Genomic DNA, 21380 nt, shown 5'->3' with positions numbered 1-21380 from the left:
ATGCAAAGAAGCAGACAAAAAACAGCCGGGCGCCATCCTCATGGGTGCCTTTTATAAATGGGCATAAACAGACCATGAGCGTAGCACTCTGGCTATTCAAGCTAGCTGCTTGAGCGTAGGAATGAGTAATAGAGCAGGGACATCTCGCGGAGAGAGCTTACCTGAGGCTGAGTGTGGAGATTGTTGCCATACATGAATACCCACAACACTCATGCTCATCACTTACGCGGCCATGTGAGGCTACGGCGCCGAAGAGAGAGAATGTGGCGGCTGACATGTATGGCTCCTTTTCTTATGTGAAGAAGATGTATGTATAGCCCAACTATACCATGCAACCCTTAAAAAGGCAAGCAAAATAGAGTAAGCGCTATGACCTCTCTGCCAGAGAAGTGAATGAAAATGGGCTACAATAGCAGTGAGAGCGGTGAGTCAAGGTCAAGATTCACTGGTGCCATCGAGCCCGATGGGTAAGCTGACCTGAGTGTCTCCAGAAGAGAAGTGTGTTGCCCTTTGTAAAAAGGAGCACGTGAAGGAAACTTGTTTGTTCATGTTCACTCCTCATCGTTCTCTGTACACACGATGATCAGTTCAGATGAGAGAAAGGAAGAAGCGATGGAAGTGCTCTATGAACGCTGTTGTGGTTTAGATGTCCATAAGAACACCGTTGTTGCCTGTATCATGCTCACGCCACCAAACGGTCGGGTGCAGAAGACCGTGAGAACTTTTGGGACCACCACCGCAGAGATTGTGGCATTACGAGATTGGATCGATGCGCAACACGTGAGCCATATCGCCATGGAAAGTACCGGCATCTTCTGGCGTCCTCTTTACAATCTTTTAGAAGATGAACACACGATCATCCTTGTGAACGCTCATCATATAAAGTCGGTTCCTGGTCGGAAAACTGATGTGAAGGATAGTGAATGGATTGCTGATCTCTTGCGCCATGGATTGCTCAAGGCCAGTTTCATTCCCCCGAAGCCTTTTCGCGACGTGCGGGATCTCATGCGCTATCGAAAAAGCTTGGTCTATATGCGCACAGAGGAGATCAATCGTTTACAGAAAGTGTTGGAGACAGCGAACATCAAACTTGCATCGGTGGCGACCAATGTCTTAGGAAAAAGCGGGCGGCAGATGATTGAGGCATTGATTGAAGGTGAAGATGACCCTCACGTCCTCACCGAGCTTGCGGTAGGCAAATTACGAATAAAACTCCCACAATTGCAAGAGGCTTTGGAAGGACGAGTCGAGGCACATCATCGTCTCTTACTCAAAGAGATAGTTGCCCACATTGATTTTCTGGAACAGCAGATGGAACACCTGCTTGAAGAAATTGAAGCGAGAATGTACCCATTCAAAGAAGCACTCGACTTGTTGATGAGTATTCCGGGCCTCCAATTGCTAAGTGCGCTCACCATCTTGTCTGAGGTAGGCATCGACCTGAGTGCCTTTCCTTCCGACAAGCACTTCGCCTCCTGGATTGGCGTGTGCCCTGGCAACAAAGAAAGTGCAGGCAAACGGCTGAGCGGACATGCAACAAAAGGCAACGTCTTTCTGAGAGCAGCTTTAGCCGAGGTGTGTTGGTGCCTGAGCCGGATGAAAGGCAATTATCTTTCCACCCAACATCATCGCTTTGCGCGTCGAATGATCAAGCCCAAAGCCGCTGTAGCTACCTCACATAGTCTTGCAGTGATTGTTTATCATGTTCTCAAAAAGAAAAAGCCGTATCAGGACTTAGGGCCAACCTACTTGGATGCGTTAGATGGAGAGAGGGCAAAGAAACAAGCAATACGGCGACTTGATGTTTTAGGCTATGAAGTGGTCTTAACACCTAAGGAGGTGAGTGCCTAACTGCGATCTTTCTTTTCATCTCACCAGAGATGTCCTCCTGTACTCCTCATCAATATGAAGAGCACAGGAGGTTTGTGCCCCTTTTTCCAACGATCCTTTTCCCATTTTCGAAGGAAGAATGATGGTATGGTGTTTGGGCATTTGCCCAAACACCATACCATCATTCTTACATACCTAGCCAACGCGGGCTGGTTGTGGCGCCACATTCCATGCCTGCTGTGGTTGCTGTTGGGGCTGCGCCTCTTTGGATGCGCCTTCGCTGTTTTGTGTGCGCAACCTCCTGGTGACAAAGAGGAGAAAGGCGATCATCAGCGCGGAGAGCACGACGTAGACGGGGACAATCGCCCACTCAGGGCTGAGCGAGAAGGTGCCAAGCTGGAAATTGTCCTTGGGGAAGAAGGGCAGTAGCTCCAGCCCGGTTGAGCCGTTCCAGATGGCGTGCTGGAGTACAGCATATGCGCCACACCCGATGCCCAGCAAGATGCGATTGTATTTCTTGGTGGAGTTTTTATGCGTGAGATAATACCAGCCCAGCGAGACCATGCCTGCGCCAAAGCCATGGAGCAGGCAGGCGCTACTACGTAGGAGCGCGACCTGGAGCCAGTCCTGGTAGCCTGTGCTGATATACATCACGGTTTCCACCAGCCCGAAGCCGATACCGCAGCCCATACCCATGACAAAGGCCTCGGCAGCGCTGCGCATGCGTCCAAGCATCGTGATCGCGGCCAGGGGCTTGACAGCCTCTTCAACCAGGGGCGCGATGATCGACAGCGTGACCAGCAGGGCGATGATACTCCGGGGGTCGCTGGGGAGTTGATCGGGATTACTTAGAATACTGCTGGAGGTCCCCAGGACGAGCCTGACTACTACTTCGAGTAGTAGCTCCAGCACTGAGGCCAGCACAATTGAGATGGTGGCGCCGCTAACCATGGCGACAATAAAACGCCTCCAGGTCGTGGGCCAGGGGGCGGTCTTCGGTTTGCGAATGTGGCGAATGGCCAGGGAGGCTACAGTAAAGGCTGGGAAGACGCCCGCCAGGGCAATCAAGAAGAGCGTCAGGGGAATGCTAGCGGTGGCCACACCGCCAATGGACATCGCGATCGCGATACCGATCAAGACCACGTAGAGGGCCAGGAAAATCCAGAATTGTGGAAGTTTAAAGGCCCATGACTGTTTACGCAGCAGCGCGCGAATGCTGTGATAGCCGCAGGCTGCGCCACCAATGATGCCCGCGAAGGCGAGGGCCGTGAACAGGCTGATCGACGCGAAGCGCTGGTCCGCAGGCAGGGTGGAGGTCGCGGCCTCTATAGTCGAGGTAAGCACCAGCATGAGCACGCAGAAGAGACCTCCCAGAAAGGCGAGGGCCGATGCAATCAGGGTAATAATACCCATTGTGAGCTGGTAAGTGCGCCCTGGCTCCTTAACCTCGGGTTGCGCATAGTAACCATAGGGGTAGCCATAGGCATATGGATAGCCATATGGCACCTGCCCATAGTAGTAATGGGGTTGTGCGTAGGAAGCGGGAGCATAAGGATTATAGGGCGCATGAGGGGCATAGGGTTGCTGTGCCCCATAGGCCCCATTATGGGCCGCCTGAGGCTGATATGGCTGATGCCCCTGTCCATTTGGCTGTCCAGCCTGCGTAGGAGGAAAGGGAGGCCGGTATGGCGCCCCTAGATAGCCAGAAACATGCTCCCGGTACACAGGTTCCTGGTAGCTGTCACCTGGATAGTCATTATAGTGATGAGAAGAGACCTGGATTGCGGGACGAGGTGTCTCCACCACCTGGTGTTTGTCGAAGGGGTGTTGCCCTGGATTGGCCGCGGGCTGTGAGCCTGGTTGGCGTGGCTCATGCGACGGCATGTTGCTAGAAGTAGGGCCAGAGACTGGCCTTGAGTCAGTTGGTGACTCGCGATATTCTGCGCCCACGATATTCAAGCCTTCTCTTTTAAACTATTTAGATATGTATATTTTTTGCGATTAATACTTAGTACGAATTGCTAGGGTTAATGGTTGCTACTAAGTATAACGGCTGACCATCTCTGCTGTCAAAGAAAAAAGGTCCGCGCTGCTAAAGCACGCACTTGTCTCATGATATGTAGGCGCGTGCTTTAGCAGCGCGGCGCCCTTGCAATGCTGCAGGAATCAACCGGCAAGCGTAGCTTCGACCGCGCCCTCACCCAGAACATCTTCAAGCTTATGATGCAGTTCTTCGCTGTAGTGCATGGTGTTGTCACCGGGTGTCAGGCGTACTTGCCACTCTCCATTACTAACCAGGATCTCATAGTGGTCGCGCCCCGGACGCTCCTGAATAAAACGATAGATATCCTGCACTTTGAGCATGTCGTTTTCAATGGCCTGCTGGTCGTTGCCGCTGATCTGGATCGTGAGCCAGACCTGGTAGGGCTTGCGTGGGGCCTCCACCTCTTCAACTTCCAGGACAGCGACGGCGTCGCAGATGATTTCGGGTTCGTCGCGTCGTATCTGAACTCCCCCTTTAATGATCACGATGCTATGCTCTACCCAGCGCTCCCTGGTCTGAGCGTAGAGGCGTGGGAAGACGGTCACGCCAACTGTACCATACATATCTTCTAGTTGGATGACGCACATATCGTCGCCCTTTTTGGTGGTAATGCGTCGAGCCTCTTTGATCATGCCTCCAACAATGACTTTCTGGCCATTGAGTTCATCTGTGATCTGCCCCAGGTGATGAGTGACGCCCTTGCTCGCCAGGGTGTCACTCAGGTGCGTCAGGGGGTGTTGCGTAATATAGACACCAATCAGCTCGCGCTCCCAATCCAGCAACTGCTGCATGGGAATTTCCTCAACATTGGTGGCCAGGCTAAAGGCCAGGGCGCCTCCATGCTCTTCAATCTCACCAAAGAGGCTGAGCAGGCCGCGCTCCCGTGCCTCGCGCTCGCCCTTGCCATACTGCATGGCGCGCTCCAGCGAGGCCAGCAGGACGTGGCGCTGGCCTCGCCCAAGTGAATCCAATGCCCCGGCCTTGGCGAGTGTTTCGAGGGCACCTTTGCCGACCGATTGAGGATTAACGCGGGTACAGAAGTCCGCCAGGGATTTAAAGGGTCCCTTGGCTTGACGGGCCTCAATGATGGCATCAATCGGGGCATCGCCAATGCCCTTGATCGCCAGCAGGCCAAAGCGCACACCGCCCTCTTCAACGGTAAAACCCTTGCTGCTCTTGTTGACGTCTGGACCCAGGATTTTGACTCCCATGCGCTTGCATTCGGCAATGGCGTTGGCGATCTTCCTGGCGTCCGCGGCCTCGGTCGTCATCGTGGCGGCCATAAACTCGGCGGTATAGTTGGCCTTGAGGTAGGCCGTAGAGAAGGCTACAACGGCATAACTGGCGGCATGGGCCTTGTTAAAGCCATAACCACCAAAGGGTTTGATCTGCTCAAATAGCTCCTCTGCGATCTTAGGCGACATGCCATTATGGATACAGCCCTGAATAAAGTCGCCCTTATAACCCTCGACCTCGTGCATGATCTTCTTGCTCAAGGCCTTGCGGAACTTGTTGACCTTGCCCCAGGAGAAGCCCGCCAGGTTGACGGCAATGAGGAGCACCTGATCCTGGTAAACGATAATGCCGTACGATTCCTCCAGCCAGGTTTTGAGTCGCTCATCGAGATACTGCACGGCTCGACGTCCATGCTTGGCATCAATGAAGTGCGGAATGCTCTCCATAGGACCAGGACGGTAGAGGGCGATCATGGCCATAATATCTTCGACACTGGTGGGTTTGAGCTGTTTGATATACTCGCGCATCTTCGCGCCCTCAAGCTGAAAGATGCCGGTTGTCTCGCCTGCGGCCAGCAACTCAAAGGCCTTAGCGCGCTTACGATCCTGTTTGGGGTCGCCCGTGAGATCAAGGGGCAGCTTCTCCAGGTCGATCTCTTCGCCGCGCGCCTCTTTGATAAACTTGAGTGTGTTATCGACGATGGTCAGGTTGGAGAGGCCCAGGAAGTCGAACTTGACCAGCCCCAACTCCTCAAGGTGTGATTGCTCAAACTGGGTAATAAAGCCCTTGCTGGCATCGCGGAAGTCACGCAGTTGCAGGGGCGCAAAGAGCTCCAGCGGTTCCGAGGAGATGATGACGCCCGCGGCGTGGATGCCGGTATTGCGTACGGCACCTTCCAGCTCTAGCGCCTGGTCGATGATCTCGCGTGCCTCCGGGTTCTGTTCGTAGGTAGAGGTCAGGTCACGCACGCTCTCCAGCGAGCCGCGTAGGGTAACACGGGGGCCAGTAGGGATGAGGCGCGTAATGCGGTCGCCAACGTCCTGCCGCCCCATGGCACGCGCAACATCTTTGACCGACTGCTTAGCAGCCATGGTATTAAAGGTGACCATCTGTGCCACGTGGTCTACGCCATACTTCTGTGCGACATAGTTGATAACTTCTTCACGACGATCGTCCGGGAAGTCCATATCGATATCTGGCATATCCGCGCGTTCAGGGTTGAGGAAGCGCTCAAAGAGTAGTTGGTAACGCAGGGGATCGACGTTAGTGATGCCCAGCACATATGCCAGCAGGCTACCAGCCGCCGAGCCACGTGCGGAACAGCGAATGCCATGCGAGCGCGCATAGTTAACATAGTCCCAGACTACCAGGAAATAGGTCGCGTAGCCCATCTGCATGATAATGCTGAACTCGTAGTCGAGCTGGCGTTTGATAGGCTCCGTCAGCTCGCCAAAGCGATACTTTACCCCTTCAAGGCAGAGGGCGTAGAGATAGTCATTGGCGGAGGCATACTGCGCTGGGATCTGCACCTGGGGAAGGCTGGCTTTATGAGCCAGAGGATCGACCTCGCACTGCTCGGCCAGGCGGACCGTATTGCTCAAGGCGTCCGGAAGTTCGGGGAAGAGCTGGAGCATCTCCGCTGGACTCTTGAGATAGTACTCGCGACTATCAAACTTGAAGCGTTTCTGGGCGTCGATCTGCCTGCCTGTCTGGATACATAAGAGCACGTCATGGGACTGAGCGTCTTCGGCGCGAATATAATGCAGGTCATTGGTGGCGATCAAAGGGATGTGGAGATCCTTGTGCATCTGGTAGAGCATCTGGTTGAGGCGCTCCTGGGGGGAAGGAGTATCATTATCCCAGACGCCGTGGTGCTCCTGAATCTCAAGATAGAGGTTCTCGGGTCCAAAGACATCCTGGTACCAGCGCGCAGCCTGCTGCGCCTCCTGCTGTCTACCCGCCAGGAGCAGTTTGGGAATTTCGGCGGAGAGGCAGCCCGAGGTGACGATCAGCCCCTCGGCATATTGTGCCAGGGCCTTTTTATCGATGCGGGGACGCAGATGATAGCCTTCGGTATTCGCAATCGTCGTCAATTTCATCAGGTTGCGATACCCAGTATTGTTCTTCGCGATCAGGAGGAGGTGGTAATAGTCATCGCTAAAGCGCCTGGAGTGGTCCTGCATATCTTCCGTGAGATAGGCCTCGCAGCCAATAATAGGATGGACGCCACCCGCGCGACAGGCCTTGTAGAACTCAAGCGCTCCGTACATTGCTCCATGATCGGTGATTGCCAGGTGCTGCATACCTAGCTCTTTTGTCTGCTGTACCAGTTTTTTGATGTGGCTCAAGCCATCGAGCAAAGAATACTCGGTATGCACGTGCAAGTGTGCGAAATCTGCCCCCATGGCGCCTCCTCCATGTGCGATTCATATGTGCCTGTAACGGGAAAATATTATACCGTCAATATATTACTTTATAGAATACGAACATTTGTTCATTCAGTCAAGGTCTGGAAGATTGTATCAGTGTACGACATATGCGGTTGAGTGTCTATGTATGTAGGCATAGTTTGAGAGTGTGCTGCGTGCTGGCAAACTGCCAGCACGCAGCACACTCTCAAACTATTTAAACACTATGGCGTCCCAGGGTGAAGTAGTGATAGCCTCCAAGCGCGCTAAAGAAGAGGAGTTGGGCATCCAGGAGCAGCGCCAGGGCAAGCGCGCTTCCCGCTGGGATGGGCGCGGCGCTAAAGACAGCGATAAGAATGACTTCACGCAGACCAAAGCCGCAGAGCGAGATAGGCAGGGTTGAAACCAGGGTGACCAGGGGCACAGCCACGCAGTAGAAGGCGAGCGGTATATGCATGTCCAGAGCCAGGGCGCAGGTCTGACAGCTAAAGATGGCGCAGAGCCAGGAGAGCAGGCCATAACTAATGGCGAAGAGCAGGGCATGTGGACGATTGAGGCTGATACTGAGGGCATTGCCCAGGAGCAGCAGGGCTCGCACCGGGCGATACTCCAGCCATTTGCCAAAGATGATCTCCGGCAGCATCAGGGAGACGAGAAGCGCGCCACTGAAGAGCACACCAATGCCAAGCGCAAGCAGGATAAACCACATGCTTATAGCGAAGGGAAAACGCTCAGGGTGTAACACCAGCATGGGCACTGCTATCACAAGCATGCCAAGAAAACTGGTGACATGACAAAGCATCATCGCGCTCGCCGCCCCGGTAGGGTTATCGGCACATTTGCCAACATAGGTAGCCTTAAGCGTATCCCCGTCTATACTGGTTGGGAGAAAATGGTAGAATGTCAGGCTGACCAGGTGAAGCTTGATAAGGTCCGCCAGGTCAAAGCGAATATGTTCGGCGCGCAACAAACGATGCCATTGAAAGGCGTAGGCCACGCTACTCATGCCACCCAGGAGGAAAGCGATGCCCACGAGACCGAAATTTAGGGAATGCAATGCTGTGAACAAAGATGTCCAGGGAGCCGTAATGAGCAGATAGCCAAGCAGCACTAGGCTCACACTCCCGCGCAGGCCGATGATCAGCCAACGCTTTCGTTGCTCATGCTGTAGCTGTTCTGTATCGGTCGCAACTTTGCTTGTGTCTGTCTGTGTACTCGCTACCTGGGATTGCCTGACCTGGGGGCGATGTGTAGCATACGCCATGGGTTGACGGGGTTCGGGGGCGCCCGGTACTGTTACCTGTGGGGTTGTCTGGGAGACGCCTTGAAAGGCGCCGAAGTCGCGCAGGCTGTGAAAAGGCCGCAAAGGCATATCGGGGCCTGGGTTTGGTAGCGTCGTCATCTCTTACCCTCCCATCCACAAAGCACATCTTTTGACTTCTCGCGCCTGCGGCGCTCGTCCAGGTAGATGGTTGTGGTGGATGCTGGCAGCCGCAGGCTGCCAGCATCCACCACAACCACCTACCTGAAAGAAGTTGCACACAACATTAATGAATAAACGGTTGCTCCCTGGTATTTACCACTTTCAAGTAAAAAAACGGCATGAGCATATTGTAGTAACTCAGAATAGATAAATGTACCAAAGTGCATCTCTAACAATCTTGTCGCTCTTGGGGAAATGGAGTATCATCTAACAAAAAAGCAGACCTGTGGAGCTGATATGATTGGTGACAACCAGACAACGTACGCTTCCTATCCCCTGGTGGTAGGAGTTGACCTTGGAGGGACGCAGATTCGGGCGGCGGTATTGCAGGGTGCGACCTTGCTCTCGCGCGCGAATCTGCTTACCGGTGACAACGGTACCCCCGAACGTGTAATTCCACGCCTCTTCCAGGCGGTAGACCAGGCCTTAGTTGATGCTCAGCTCACGCCTGCCCAAATAGCAGGCATTGGCATTGCCGCGCCGGGGCCACTTAATAACCGCACTGGTGTCGTGATCTCACCCCCCAATCTGCCAGGTTGGACCGATATCCCCCTGCGGGACATCTTTGCCGAGCACTACCAGCTACCTATTTACCTGGAGAACGACGCGAACGCGGCTGGCCTGGGCGAGCATCTCTTTGGCGCCGGCCGTGGCAGCAATGAAATGGTCTATCTGACCATCAGCACTGGCATCGGTGGTGGCGTGATCACTAACGGCAAGATTCTGGAGGGGATCGCGGGAGCCGCGGGTGAGTTGGGGCATATTACCGTTGATTGGCGTGGTGAGCCATGTGGGTGTGGGAATGTTGGCTGTCTGGAGGGTCTGGCCTCGGGAACGGGCATCGCGCGCCGTGTCCTGGCCGCCATCGCCCGTGGCGAGGGCGAAGAACTCCTGCGCTTTGCGCGCCAGCAACAGTCTGGGCTGCACGCGGGCGAAGAGCTACGTGTAGACGCGCGCCTGGTCGCGCAGGCCGCCACTGCTGGTGTGTCCCTGGCCCAGCAGGTCCTGGGCGAGGCTTCAGAGGCGCTGGGTGTTGGCCTGGTCAATATCATTCATATTTTTAATCCCGAGCTTATCGTCCTGGGGGGTGGACTGATGCAGATGGGCGAGCAACTGCTGGCCCCCGCGCGTGCTATCGTCCAGCAGCGCGCAATGCAGGTGCCTCGCGAGATGGCGCGCATCGTACCCGCCGAACTGGGTCCCAACGTCGGCCTCGTTGGCGCCGGTGCTCTGATCTACTACAACCAGGCATAAGCGAAAAATAAGGTATACTAAAACAGGAACATGGTTTACATGGAGTGTGGGAGGATGCACAAGCATTTTTATGGCTGCGAATAAAGAGAGACTCGATGTCGCCCTGGTGAGGCGGGGGCTGGTACCAAGCCGTGAGCGTGCGCGTGCGCTGATCATGGCGGGCCAGGTCTATGTAGGCGAGCGCATGGTTGACAAGGCGGGTTCGATGATACCGCTCGATGTAGAGTGTCGTCTCGCAGAGATCACGCCCGAAATGAAGTATGTCAGCCGTGGCGGACTGAAGCTGGAGAAGGCCCTGGACGCCTTTCATCTCGATCCAACCGGTCGCGTGGCGATAGACGTTGGCTCGTCAACTGGCGGCTTCACCCAGTGCCTGCTTGAACGTGGAGCACGGCTCGTCTACGCGGTCGACGTTGGGCATGGCCAGTTGGCCTGGTCTCTGCGCAACGATCCACGCGTGGTCGTGATGGAGCGCACCAATATCCGGCACCTGGAATCACTTCCAGAGCCAATGCAGTGCGCCGTTATTGATGTCTCTTTTATCTCGCTGCGCCTCGTGCTACCCGCACTTGAACCCCTCTTAGTGCGTTCGCCTGAAACCTGGATCGCCTCGCTCGTCAAGCCGCAGTTTGAGGCTGGCAAGGCCGAGGTGGACCGAGGTAATGGTATTATTAGCGATCCCGAGGTTCACCAACGTGTTCTGCGTGAATTGCAGGAATGGATTCCCCAGCATACAGCGCTACAAGTACTGGAGGTGAGTGACTCTCCAATTTTGGGACGCGATGGGAACCGTGAGTTCCTCTTTCATATACGCTTCCGCGCAGAAGTGTAAGCGCTATTTTACATACGTATACATACGCGCAACCGCGTCTCGTAGCTTCCCTCCAATCGCCTGGATGTCGTTTGCTTGCCATACGAGACGCGCCTGCGCGCCTGGTTGGCTATCTTTCGAAGATGAAAGAGGTGTGCCAATGCTCTACGCCAAGCCCATACACGACCCCGCGACGCCACAGGTTATTGTTCCCGATCAGCTCAACGCGACCTCAGTCTTTCTGGATCGTCACCTTGTAGAGGGGCGCGGCGAGCGTCCCGCCATTTATTATGAGGGCCAGACCTACACTTACGCCCAGGTAAGCGAACTGGCGAACCGCGTGGGCAACGCGCTCCTCGATCTGGGAGTAGACCAGGAACAGCGTGTTGCCCTACTCTTACTCGATTCTCCTTACTTTGCCGCGGCCTTCTTTGGCGCGATCAAGATTGGTGCGGTTCCCGTTCCCATGAATACCCTGCTTCGCGCTGCTGACTATCTCCATATGCTGAATGATAGCCGTGCGCGTGTGCTCCTGGTCCATGCCTCGCTCTGGCCAATTATCCAAGCCTTACGCCCACAACTGGCCTTTCTGCGTCATATTGTGATCGTTGAAGAGAGTGGTACACAGAGCGCACTTGATGCCCGGACGCATACATTTGAGCCGTGGATCGCGCGGGCCTCGGCGAGCCTGGCGGCGGCGGCGACCAGCAAGGATGATAGCGCCTTCTGGCTCTATAGCTCGGGTAGTACAGGTTTCCCCAAGGGCTGTGTACACTTGCAGCACGATATGTTGTACTGTACCGAGTACTATGCCCGCGCCGTTCTGGGCATACATGAGCCGGATGTCACTTTCTCAGCTGCCAAGCTCTTTTTCGCCTATGGCCTGGGTAATGGCCTCTACTTCCCCTTTGGCGTTGGTGGCTCCGCTATCCACTATCCAGGGCGCGCCGTGGCGGAAGACATGTTTCGTGTGATTGAGCAGTATCGCCCCAGTATCTTCTTTGGTGTTCCCACCCTGTACGCCAGTATGCTAGCGCTGCCTGAGGCCGCACGCCGCTTTGATTGTTCCTCGCTGCGTGTCTGTGTCTCCGCCGGTGAGGCGCTGCCCGCCGATCTCCTGCGACGTTGGCAGGATGCCTTCCAGGTACCCATTCTCGATGGCATTGGCTCAACTGAGATCCTGCACATCTTTATCAGCAATCGCTTTGACGATATCCGGCCTGGCAGCACGGGCAAGCTTGTTCCAGGCTACCAGGCGCTCCTGGTCGATGAACAGGGCCAGTCTGTACCTCAGGGGGATATCGGCAACCTCTTGATTAGTGGCGAGAGTATTGCCGCCTCGTACTGGAACAAACACGATAAGACGAAGGATACGATCAAGGGGCACTGGATCTCTACTGGTGACAAATATTATCTCGATGAGGAGGGGTACTTTTGGTACTGTGGGCGCTCCGATGACATGCTCAAAGTGAGCGGGCAATGGGTCTCGCCAGTCGAGGTCGAGAATATCCTGATCGCACATCCTATGGTGCTTGAAGCGGCGGTAGTAGCTGACTTAGATGAGGCACAGCTCGTCAAACCCAAGGCCTACGTGGTTCTCAAGCAGGGGATAGAGCCTTCGGATGCCCTGGAAGAGGAGCTTAAGGAATTTGTGAAGGGGCGACTGGCGCCCCACAAGTATCCGCGCTACATCGAGTTCCGCGCTGAGCTCCCTAAGACCGCGACAGGCAAAATCCAGCGTTTCCTATTGCGAGGCACCGGCGAAACGGTTCCACTTGATATATAGCTTTACTGACGTACGCGCGATCAACCTTCATCTCCACCTTTGTAGTGTCGATAGGGATAGAGAATGATAATAACCCATTTGGGGGCGTCGTGTCTGTTGTATCGATGCCCCTGGCGTGTTATCTGTATATGTTCAGAACTCGTGAGCAAACAAAGTTTATCCTTAGACACTAGGTGGAATGAAGGTAGAATATGGCGCAAGACCAGAGCGTGGATAACAAAACCCTCAAGGTGATTCTCGTTGTTGAAGATGACGAGGCCATTGGCGAGGTCATGAAAATGGCTCTCTCCGAGGAGCCACAATTTTATACCCTGCTTGCCACAACCCCGCATGAAGCGCTCAATCTGGCGCATAGCATTCAGGTCGATATGTTAATTATCGATTATCTATTGCGCGAAATGACTGGAATTGAACTCTATGACCGCCTTCATGCCATGAAAGATCTCTCTCATGTTCCTACAATCATCACCAGCGCGAGCCTGGGCCAGCGCACCGAAGAACTAGAGGAACGTCACCTCCTGGGGCTAGAGAAGCCTTTTGACATTGATACTCTGATGAATACTATTAACCAGTTATTAAGTCAATGAAATTCTTTCGAAACCAGCCCTCCCACACCTATCCAGAGTCAAGTATGTGGTGTGTAAAAGGCATGCTGGCAGCCACAGGCTGCCAGCATGCCTTTTACACACCACATACCTTACTACACAGTGCTACAATGTGTGTGCAACCATTTTCTTATGCTTCTATAGTGAAGGAGAACCCCTGTTTTGAAGGATATGCATGAGCCATGGAAGACACTATCATCACGGTGGCTTTTAGATACTCCCTATTTGCGGGTGCGTAGCGAGCGCGTAGAGGTACCAGGCGGACCAATCGTTGAAGACTATTACATCATTGAGAACTTCGGCTGGGCGGGCGTGGTACCCGTTACAGAGGATGGTCGCTTCTTGCTCAATCGCCAGTACAAGCATGGTATCGGTCAGGTGGTGCTAGAGTTCCCAGCCGGGGGAATCGATCCAGATGAATTGGAGAATCCGCTTATGACGGCGCACCGTGAGTTGATGGAGGAGACTGGCTATAGCGTCACAGTGGCCGAGGATATGGAGTTCCTGGCTCACATGTATGCCAATCCCACAGGGGCGCGCACACGCGTCTGGTGGTACCTGGCGCGGAATATCCAGCAAACAGGAGTCTCCAAGCCCGACCCCTTGGAGGTCATTGAGAACCTGCTGGTCACGCCAGCAGAGCTACTTGAGCTTATTCATCGCGGGGAGTTTCTGGTGCAGGGACAGATTGCGGCCGCATATATGGCCCTGGAGCGCCTGGGATACCTCAGGCCCAGGGAGTAGACTGGAACATGGCGCGAAGCGGAAAACGGAGAGGAAGTGGGGAGTGCAGAGGAGCGCCAGCCCCTCTGCACTCCCTCTCCCCCGCCGCCGCAGGCGGCATGAATACCTTTCAAATGAAGTTTAACAGAGTAGTAGCAGTCAGTGCGTAGCTTAAAAAAGCTTTACATATTTCTTAAAGTTCTTTGATGTGCGTCTGCTATAGTAACACCATATTCTTCCAGGGAAACAGGTTGTAGAGAATGATGAAGATTCTCGTCATTGAAGATGAAGCAAATATTGCTCAGTTGCTCCGCCTCTATCTTGAACAGGCGGGCTATGCCGTCGTTACCGCTAACGATGGCATAGCTGGTATTGAACTCCATGCACGTGAGAAGCCAGATCTAGTGATTCTAGACCTGATGCTGCCTATGCTCGATGGCATGGAGGTATGTCGGCGTATTCGCACCTGGGCTAATACGCCTATTCTGATGCTCACCGCGCGCCAGAGCGAAGAGGACCGCATCGCAGGCCTGGATTCGGGCGCAGACGACTACCTGGTTAAGCCCTTCAGCCCCCGCGAGGTCATAAGCCGTGTCAAGGCCATCCTGCGCCGGGCTGGCCTCTATTCCAGTCCCGGTGTGGAGGGCGAGGGACATCACGCCGACGAGAAGAGCGCCTCAGGTGAAGAGCTGAGCTATGGCTCCCTATTGATTAATATACCCGCGCGACGCGTCACCGTCGGCCCACAGGCACTCTCGCTGACCGTCAAAGAGTTTGACCTGCTGGCGCTCATGGCGAAGGCACCAGACCGGGTGTTCACACGCGAGACGCTCCTCAACCAGGTCTGGGGCTATAGCTACCTGGGAGATGGGCGTACGGTCGATGTCCACATTGGCACGCTGCGCAAGAAGCTCGAGTCTACGAAACAGGTGCAACAGGTCATTCAGACGGTCTGGGGCGTGGGATATAAGTTTGTTCCTCCAGGCATGGAGTCGTCCTCTTGAGGAGCCAGGCCCACTCTGGCTGGGTATTTGGATGCAGGCAGGTAAGGTGAAGCATGAAGAGGCCTTTCGATATCACACAAGTTGGTCTACGCACCAAGCTTACGCTTAGTCTATTGCTTGTGACCATTGGCGCGATCCTGATTCTCTCCATCGTGATCTCGCTGGCGATTCAAAGTTTTTATCGCGAGGCCCAGCACGACAACCTCCGTCAGAAGGCCATCTATTTTGCTGGCTATTACGAGAATAAATACCGCCAGCAGGGCTATACTTGGGGCAATAAATATGGCACCCTGGTCTCTAGTGAGCCTGAGATTCAGAAAATTGTGGATGCCAGTGGGCAGGATATTGTATGTTTTCAGCCTTACGGCTTCGTTTCTTGTAAAGATCCCACGCTCGGTAACGCTCTGCACAAATCGCTAAACGGACAGGAGGATGATGGCTACTTAAACGTCTCCACTGCCAAAGGCTCCTTCCTGTCAATCTATATCAGTGTTCCCATGAGGATTAATGGACAGATCATTGGTGCCCTGTTTATCTCTGATCCCAAGGCAGACTCGGATGCCCTAATCAATCGCATCAATAGTTCAATCGAGCTGACGGCGCTGATTGTGGGCAGCCTGGTCCTGCTCTTTAGCCTCCTGCTCACGCGCAGCATGACGCGGCCCCTCAAATGGCTGACCCTCGCCGCGGAACAGATGAAGCAGGGGAAATATGCCCAGCGTGTGCCCGTCCCTGCGGCCCAGGATGAACTGGGGCTTTTGGCGCAGACCTTCAATGAAATGGCCGATACTATTGAATCCGATGTTAATGAGTTACGACGCCAGGAGCAGGCGCGCCGAGAGCTGCTCGCCAATATCGCCCATGACCTGGCCACCCCTCTGACAGCTATCCAGGGCTTTAGCGAGGCCCTGGCCGACGATATGATCCAGGATCCGGCTGCGCGCCAGGAGACTGCGCAACGTATTGGGCGAGAGGTACAGCGCTTGCGTCGTATGGTAGCAGATCTACAACAGATGACCTCCCTGGAGTCTGGTCGGACGCGGCTTGACCTGGCCCCACTCTCGCTCCATGAGCTCATAGCGGAGACCTTAGCCGTTATCGAGCCAGAGTGTGAGCACGCGGGCATTGTTGTCCATAACGAAACACGGGACGATGTACCCCTGGTACAGGCCGATAGTGATCGCGTTACCCAGGTTTTGTTGAATTTATTGGATAACGCGCGCCGTCATACCCCAGTAGGGGGGACGATAACGGTTGGGGCGCACCCTGGAGAATCGGGGCAGTCTGTGGAGGTTTGGATCGAGGATACGGGTGTGGGCATTGACTCGGCAGACCTGCCGCACATCTTCGAGCGCTTCTATCGTGCCGACCGCTCGCGCACAGGCACTACTGGTGGTAGCGGCCTGGGCCTCTCCATCGTGCGTGCGATCATCACCGCCCACGGGGGCAAGGTCTGGGCCAGGAGCACACCCGGCGAGGGAACACGTATCAGCTTCTCCCTCCCCATGGCCGAGAAAGCCCTCACGCCTGCTCTGACATAGTAGCGCAAAATCGGGGGTCAATTGGAAAAAAAGATCTGTATGGTTGGCTGGTGGGCGCAGCCCGCCAGCCAACCATACAGATCTTTTTTTCCAATCATAAAAAATTCATTGGCAGAATGCTTGACTTCGTATATGACCTGTGGTAGTATTAATGGCGTCGCACGGGTGACTAGCTCAATGGCAGAGCATTCGACTCTTAATCGACAGGTTCAGGGTTCGACTCCCTGGTCACCCACCAGGAGACCCGCTTCTCACGAGAAGCGGGTTTTTTGTCGTTGCCGAGGCTTTACTGAGCTTGTAGCTTGCGGCAGTATTGCGCGGCCTGGGCCAACCGGGTGTATGCCTGGCTGGTATTCTCGCGCAGCGCGCAGATCAAATGAACCGCGCCTGCCTGCTGATAGTCGTACAGGGCCTGCCCAACTTCCTCAACCGTGCCCACAATAACGCGTTCACGATCAACTGCGGCCGGAACCTCTTCCCCTGCCGCCAGAATATGGACGGACACGCCAACGGTCACCCCTGGCTTGCCGGCCTCACGTCCCACCTTCTGGCGAGCCTCCTCAAGAGGTGCCAGGCGTGGAGCAAGGGCTGCCACAGGGCCCAGCCAGCAAGTATTCCAGAGATCAGCGTGACGCGCCGTAAGTTCCAGCATACGCGGTCGCGAGGCGCCAATCAAAATAGGTGGCCCACCGGCGCGAATATTTCCGGGCGCCATCTCGCACTCTTTGGCGCTATAGTACTTACCCTCGAAATTGACCTTCCCCTCGCGCACCAGTGGAACAATGATGCTCAGTGCCTCCTCAAAGCGACCAGCTAGGTGGTCAAAAGGAAGGCCAAAGGCATCGAACTCAGGCTGATGCCAGCCTGCGCCCAGCCCCAGAATCAGGCGACCTTTGCTGACAGCATCAAGCGTCACCGCCATCTTCGCCAGCAACGCTGGATTACGAAAGGCAGTGCATAGGACTAAAGTACCTAACTCGGCACGCTTTGTCGCTTCGGCCAACGCACTCAAAAGTGTCCAACATTCCCAGATGCCACGCGTAGGTTCCCCCTGCGAGCGGAAGAGCAAATGATCATAGAACCAGATAGAATCTAGTCCCTCGTCCTCTGCCTGGAGCGCCAGGGCGCGGATCTCGTCGTACCCCACCTGTTGCCCTTCTCGCTCGGCGATAGGAAGTGCTACACCTATTTTCATGAAGATACTCCTTCTAACAGAATATATACTCATTCTAGCAGCCAGAGCAGTCATTGTGCGAACCCAGGAGTCCTAAAAAGGCATGACAAACGGGGCCCAGGGCAGCGCCTCTGGCGGGGATTGGGGTGTCCCAACTTCTTTTTTCTCTTGCCGCCGCAGGCGGCAGCTCAGGGCATAAAACAGAGAAGTCCCTTGTTGATACATAAAGAAATATTGATAGATACCTTGACATGTGGGAGAGAGATGGATAAAATATAAATAAAGCTTTATATGTTAAGGCTGGACCTCTCCTAGCCGATAATATAGTTTAGGAGGAGAGCTAGTTGGTCGTAAGTGTTGATGAAAGAGAAGCAACTTCTCTGGAGAGCGATAGGCAGTTTATGGAAGACTGGCGCGATCTAAAAATGATGACGAAAGCCCTGGGTGGCGTCGCTCGACTCACCATCGTCTATCACCTGGCCCGCCAGCCTGAGATTTCGGTGACCGACCTGACCGCAATGCTCAACATCAGTCAGCCATTGGTCTCATGGCATCTGCGTAAATTGCGTCGTGCGGGCCTGATTCAGACGCGCCGTACGGGTCGCCAGGTGTATTGTTCTTTAAATCACTCGCGTTTTCAGCAGTGTCTTGAGCGCCTGGGACGGTTAGTAGATCCCTCTCAGATTCTAGAGGTGCTTCCCGTAGGGAGTGCTCTCATCGAGGCCGACGCGAGCATGAATGACTAGATGCATTTAAAAAACTCTACGTTTCGACAACATCATACAGATATGCCACCCTTGCTTCGGCATAACGTGCGTTTCCCAGAGCTTTTTCCGAGGTTGAGTATGCGCAGAAGAGGAAATTTTTTAACAAAATTTACCTGATATTACAAAAACTTTGCGCATTTTACCTTGTCTTAAGAGGGAAACTTAACGCATTCATGGTACTGTCTGTAGTGAGATAATCGGTACGTATGCACTTGTGATATGAAAGGTATAGAAGGAGCTACATGGTTACTCGTGATGGTTACAATGGCACTGGCAATGAGAACAAAGCACTTAATAGCAACACTATTGCCTCGCTTGGGACCGCAGAGCTGGCGCGCCGCAAACAAATGACATTGCAGCAGGCGCAGGCCGCTGGCAAACATGGCAAAGCCGACGTCCACATGCATAGTACTTATAGCGATGGTAGCGCGACGATTGAGCAGATACTCCAACATGTCGAGCATAACACCGATCTAGATGTCATCGCGATCACCGATCATGATGTGATTGAGGGATCGTTGCGCGCACGTGACCTCTGGCGCGAGGGATCATACCGCTTCGACTTTATTGTTGGCGAAGAGGTGACCACGAAAGAGGGGCACCTGCTAGGCCTCTTTATCGAGAAGCGTATTCCCGCCGGTTTGAGCATGGAGCGGAGCATCGATCTGATTCACGAACAGGGTGGGCTGGCAATTATTGCGCACCCCCTGCATCGCTTCTTCCGCCATAGCTGTCAACGTACCGTCATGGATCGTATCCACGCCGCGCAAGACGTCTGGTTCGACGGCGCAGAGACCTGGAACGCCAGCTTTTGTGGCATCTATGCCAATGGCGTCGCTATGAGCATCAATCGCCAGCGCTATGGCCTGCCCGAACTGGGCAATAGCGACGCGCACTCCTTGAGCGCCATCGCTAGCGGCGTAACCTGGTTTGAGGGCGAAAACGCGGCCGACCTGCGCACGATGATCCTGGCGGGTCAGACGGCCCCTGGCGGCAAGCTCTGGAATGTAGGGGCGTACGCGCAATGGGTACGCTACCTGATGAGCAAGCAAGGGCGCGAGGCCCGTCGCGAACGAATCAATACCGATATCGCGCAAATCGCCTAAACAAAATAGTAGCCGCGTGCGCCAGAAGCGGGCTCCAGGAGCCCGCTTCTGGCGCACGCGGCTACTAGGAGCTACGCCCTGGTGCTGCTCACAAGTTTCTGCTATAATAGGCCGCTTATTGACTGTTGCTATAGAACTGTCCTGCTTGCAGAGGGATAAACTTTTCTCCTAAGACTTTTTGGCGGTTAAGCAAGATACGAAGGAGCGGCTTTCTTCCCTCTATGTACCTAGCCGAGACGAGAAAGCGCGGAACCTGTCAGCCATGGCTGCTAGCCAGGTTCTCCCCAGCCATGCTGCATAGGAAATTTGTCTGCTTGACAACCATTTTTTAGAGAAAACCCATCTTCTACCAAAAAGAGCTAGTCCCATCGGGGCGAAGTATGATACAATAGACATATGTTTAGTAGGCGCATACAGCAACGAGCCAGGCAACTGGTAATGTACATCGTACAACCCCTGGCCCGCTCGGGTGTCACCCCCAATATGTTGACCGGCATTGGACTGGTGCTGAGTATTCTTACCGCAGTAGTCATTGCGCAGGGATCACTGGTACTTGGGGGATGGCTGGTGCTGTTTGCGGGCATTTTTGACATGTTTGACGGGGCAATGGCCCGCGTCCAAAATGCCGCGACCACCTTTGGCGCTTTTCTCGATTCGACCATCGACCGCTATTCAGAGAGTATCATTCTCCTGGGATTGCTCATCTATGCGTTACAGCATCCCAATGTACATGACGTGGTCTGGCCTGCTCCCTTTGAGCAAGGCTGGATGGTGACTCTGATTTTTGTTTCTGTTGTCGGATCGCTGATGGTCAGTTACACAAAAGCACGCGCTGAAGGCCTGGGTATCGAGTGCAAGGTCGGACTTCTGGCTCGCCCGGAACGTGTCATCCTACTGGCTTTAGGTCTTATTACTGGTACTGGTATCTGGGCGCTGGCCCTGCTCGCGGTACTCTCAAATGTAACCGCTATAGAGCGGATGCTCGCGGTCTGGCTGTCTGTTCGCCGGTCCGCACATGCTCAGGTCGCGCAATCGTCCCGACAGCAATCTCATGAGCAACACGATACCAGTAAACCCGAACAGCGTCATTCGATACCTTATACAACCTTGAACACGGGGACGGACAAAAACGTTCAATCGAACCCTCGTCCCTTGCCCTCGAGCGTTTCGCCTCTCAATGAGGGCATAAAACACGAATGATTCTAACGGCATAGACTTTGCGAGATCGGATTAGAGTACAGAGAACACATGCGTGTATAACACGAGGCTGTGTACACTTATGGTGAAGGCCTGCGTGCTTTGTTCGTAAACATCATTCCATAGGGCAGGACTGCTAAGAGTTGATGGAGGGCGGAGACTTGACTACGATGATTCATCAGAAAAGATCTTCACTTCGCCCTGGTACCTTCTTATGCGAAAACCAACTCCCCATGCGGGGGACAGCGCCGCTCGCGTGACTAGCGCTCACACGCTCAGGTTTTCAAATAGGTAGTATATTCGCTTACGCACAATCGCATAAATGCTGATGACGCACCAGGTAGGTTGTGAAACTGCATCTGATTGAGATACTTCTAGAGGCCTTTGTTGATAAGCATCTGCCTCAGGGCT

15 protein-coding genes and 1 tRNA gene are annotated in these 21380 nt (G+C 54.3%); 12 read left to right on the top strand and 4 right to left on the bottom strand.

What is annotated here, in order from left to right; genetic code table 11:
* Window positions 1-612: 612 nt before the first annotated feature.
* On the top strand, window positions 613-1851 hold the full coding sequence (locus JMJ04_RS08640) for an IS110 family RNA-guided transposase (RefSeq protein WP_476630025.1): 1239 nt from the start codon (window positions 613-615) through the stop codon (window positions 1849-1851).
* A gap of 174 nt (window positions 1852-2025) precedes the next feature.
* Here the strand turns inward: JMJ04_RS08640 and JMJ04_RS08635 are convergent, their stop codons facing one another.
* The 3 genes from JMJ04_RS08635 to JMJ04_RS08625 all read right to left on the bottom strand — a co-directional run bounded on the left by JMJ04_RS08635 (window position 2026) and on the right by JMJ04_RS08625 (window position 8920).
* Window positions 2026-3780: a PrsW family glutamic-type intramembrane protease gene (locus JMJ04_RS08635; protein WP_236038138.1), complete on the bottom strand. Its 1755-nt coding sequence runs from the start codon at window positions 3778-3780 to the stop codon at window positions 2026-2028.
* A gap of 216 nt (window positions 3781-3996) precedes the next feature.
* Window positions 3997-7515: a DNA polymerase III subunit alpha gene (locus tag JMJ04_RS08630; RefSeq protein WP_201370130.1), complete on the bottom strand. Its 3519-nt coding sequence runs from the start codon at window positions 7513-7515 to the stop codon at window positions 3997-3999.
* 220 nt (window positions 7516-7735) lie between these two features.
* Window positions 7736-8920, bottom strand: a complete 1185-nt coding sequence (locus JMJ04_RS08625; RefSeq protein WP_201370129.1) for a lysylphosphatidylglycerol synthase transmembrane domain-containing protein — start codon at window positions 8918-8920, stop codon at window positions 7736-7738.
* Window positions 8921-9238: 318 nt separating this feature from the next.
* On the opposite strand from JMJ04_RS08625, the gene JMJ04_RS08620 reads away from it, so the two are divergent.
* From JMJ04_RS08620 to JMJ04_RS08585, 8 genes are all read left to right on the top strand, one after another.
* A complete protein-coding gene (locus tag JMJ04_RS08620) occupies window positions 9239-10255 on the top strand; it encodes an ROK family protein (protein WP_201370128.1) in 1017 nt (338 codons plus the stop codon).
* 70 nt (window positions 10256-10325) lie between these two features.
* A complete protein-coding gene (locus JMJ04_RS08615) occupies window positions 10326-11087 on the top strand; it encodes a TlyA family RNA methyltransferase (protein WP_201370127.1) in 762 nt (253 codons plus the stop codon).
* Between the two features lie 139 nt (window positions 11088-11226).
* Entirely contained in the window at window positions 11227-12852 is a 1626-nt protein-coding gene (locus JMJ04_RS08610; protein ID WP_201370126.1) for a benzoate-CoA ligase family protein, read from the top strand.
* 191 nt (window positions 12853-13043) lie between these two features.
* Complete coding sequence (locus tag JMJ04_RS08605; protein WP_201370125.1) at window positions 13044-13439, top strand: response regulator; 396 nt, start codon at window positions 13044-13046, stop codon at window positions 13437-13439.
* Between the two features lie 189 nt (window positions 13440-13628).
* Entirely contained in the window at window positions 13629-14201 is a 573-nt protein-coding gene (locus JMJ04_RS08600; protein ID WP_236038137.1) for an NUDIX hydrolase, read from the top strand.
* Window positions 14202-14440: 239 nt separating this feature from the next.
* On the top strand, window positions 14441-15184 hold the full coding sequence (locus JMJ04_RS08595) for a response regulator transcription factor (RefSeq protein ID WP_201370123.1): 744 nt from the start codon (window positions 14441-14443) through the stop codon (window positions 15182-15184).
* 53 nt (window positions 15185-15237) lie between these two features.
* Window positions 15238-16725 (top strand): sensor histidine kinase, encoded by a 1488-nt coding sequence (locus JMJ04_RS08590; protein ID WP_201370122.1) that lies wholly within the window; start codon window positions 15238-15240, stop codon window positions 16723-16725.
* 163 nt (window positions 16726-16888) lie between these two features.
* Window positions 16889-16963, top strand: a tRNA-Lys gene (locus JMJ04_RS08585).
* Between the two features lie 48 nt (window positions 16964-17011).
* On the opposite strand, the gene JMJ04_RS08580 is transcribed toward JMJ04_RS08585, so the two are convergent.
* The gene (locus JMJ04_RS08580) at window positions 17012-17920 is read right to left on the bottom strand and encodes an LLM class flavin-dependent oxidoreductase (RefSeq protein WP_201370121.1); all 909 of its coding nucleotides are present in this window, start codon (window positions 17918-17920) and stop codon (window positions 17012-17014) included.
* A 323-nt stretch (window positions 17921-18243) separates the two neighbouring features.
* On the opposite strand from JMJ04_RS08580, the gene JMJ04_RS08575 reads away from it, so the two are divergent.
* The 3 genes from JMJ04_RS08575 to JMJ04_RS08565 all read left to right on the top strand — a co-directional run bounded on the left by JMJ04_RS08575 (window position 18244) and on the right by JMJ04_RS08565 (window position 20972).
* Window positions 18244-18645, top strand: a complete 402-nt coding sequence (locus JMJ04_RS08575) for an ArsR/SmtB family transcription factor (RefSeq protein WP_201370120.1) — start codon at window positions 18244-18246, stop codon at window positions 18643-18645.
* Window positions 18646-18908: 263 nt separating this feature from the next.
* The gene (locus JMJ04_RS08570) at window positions 18909-19772 is read left to right on the top strand and encodes a PHP domain-containing protein (protein ID WP_201370119.1); all 864 of its coding nucleotides are present in this window, start codon (window positions 18909-18911) and stop codon (window positions 19770-19772) included.
* Between the two features lie 438 nt (window positions 19773-20210).
* On the top strand, window positions 20211-20972 hold the full coding sequence (locus JMJ04_RS08565) for a CDP-alcohol phosphatidyltransferase family protein (protein WP_201370118.1): 762 nt from the start codon (window positions 20211-20213) through the stop codon (window positions 20970-20972).
* Window positions 20973-21380: the final 408 nt, after the last annotated feature.

The organism is Ktedonobacter robiniae (genome assembly GCF_016587375.1).
Lineage (GTDB): Bacteria > Chloroflexota > Ktedonobacteria > Ktedonobacterales > Ktedonobacteraceae > Ktedonobacter > Ktedonobacter robiniae.
The sequence above is the reverse complement of the archived record's forward strand: the minus strand, read 5'-3'. Positions and strand labels throughout refer to the sequence as shown.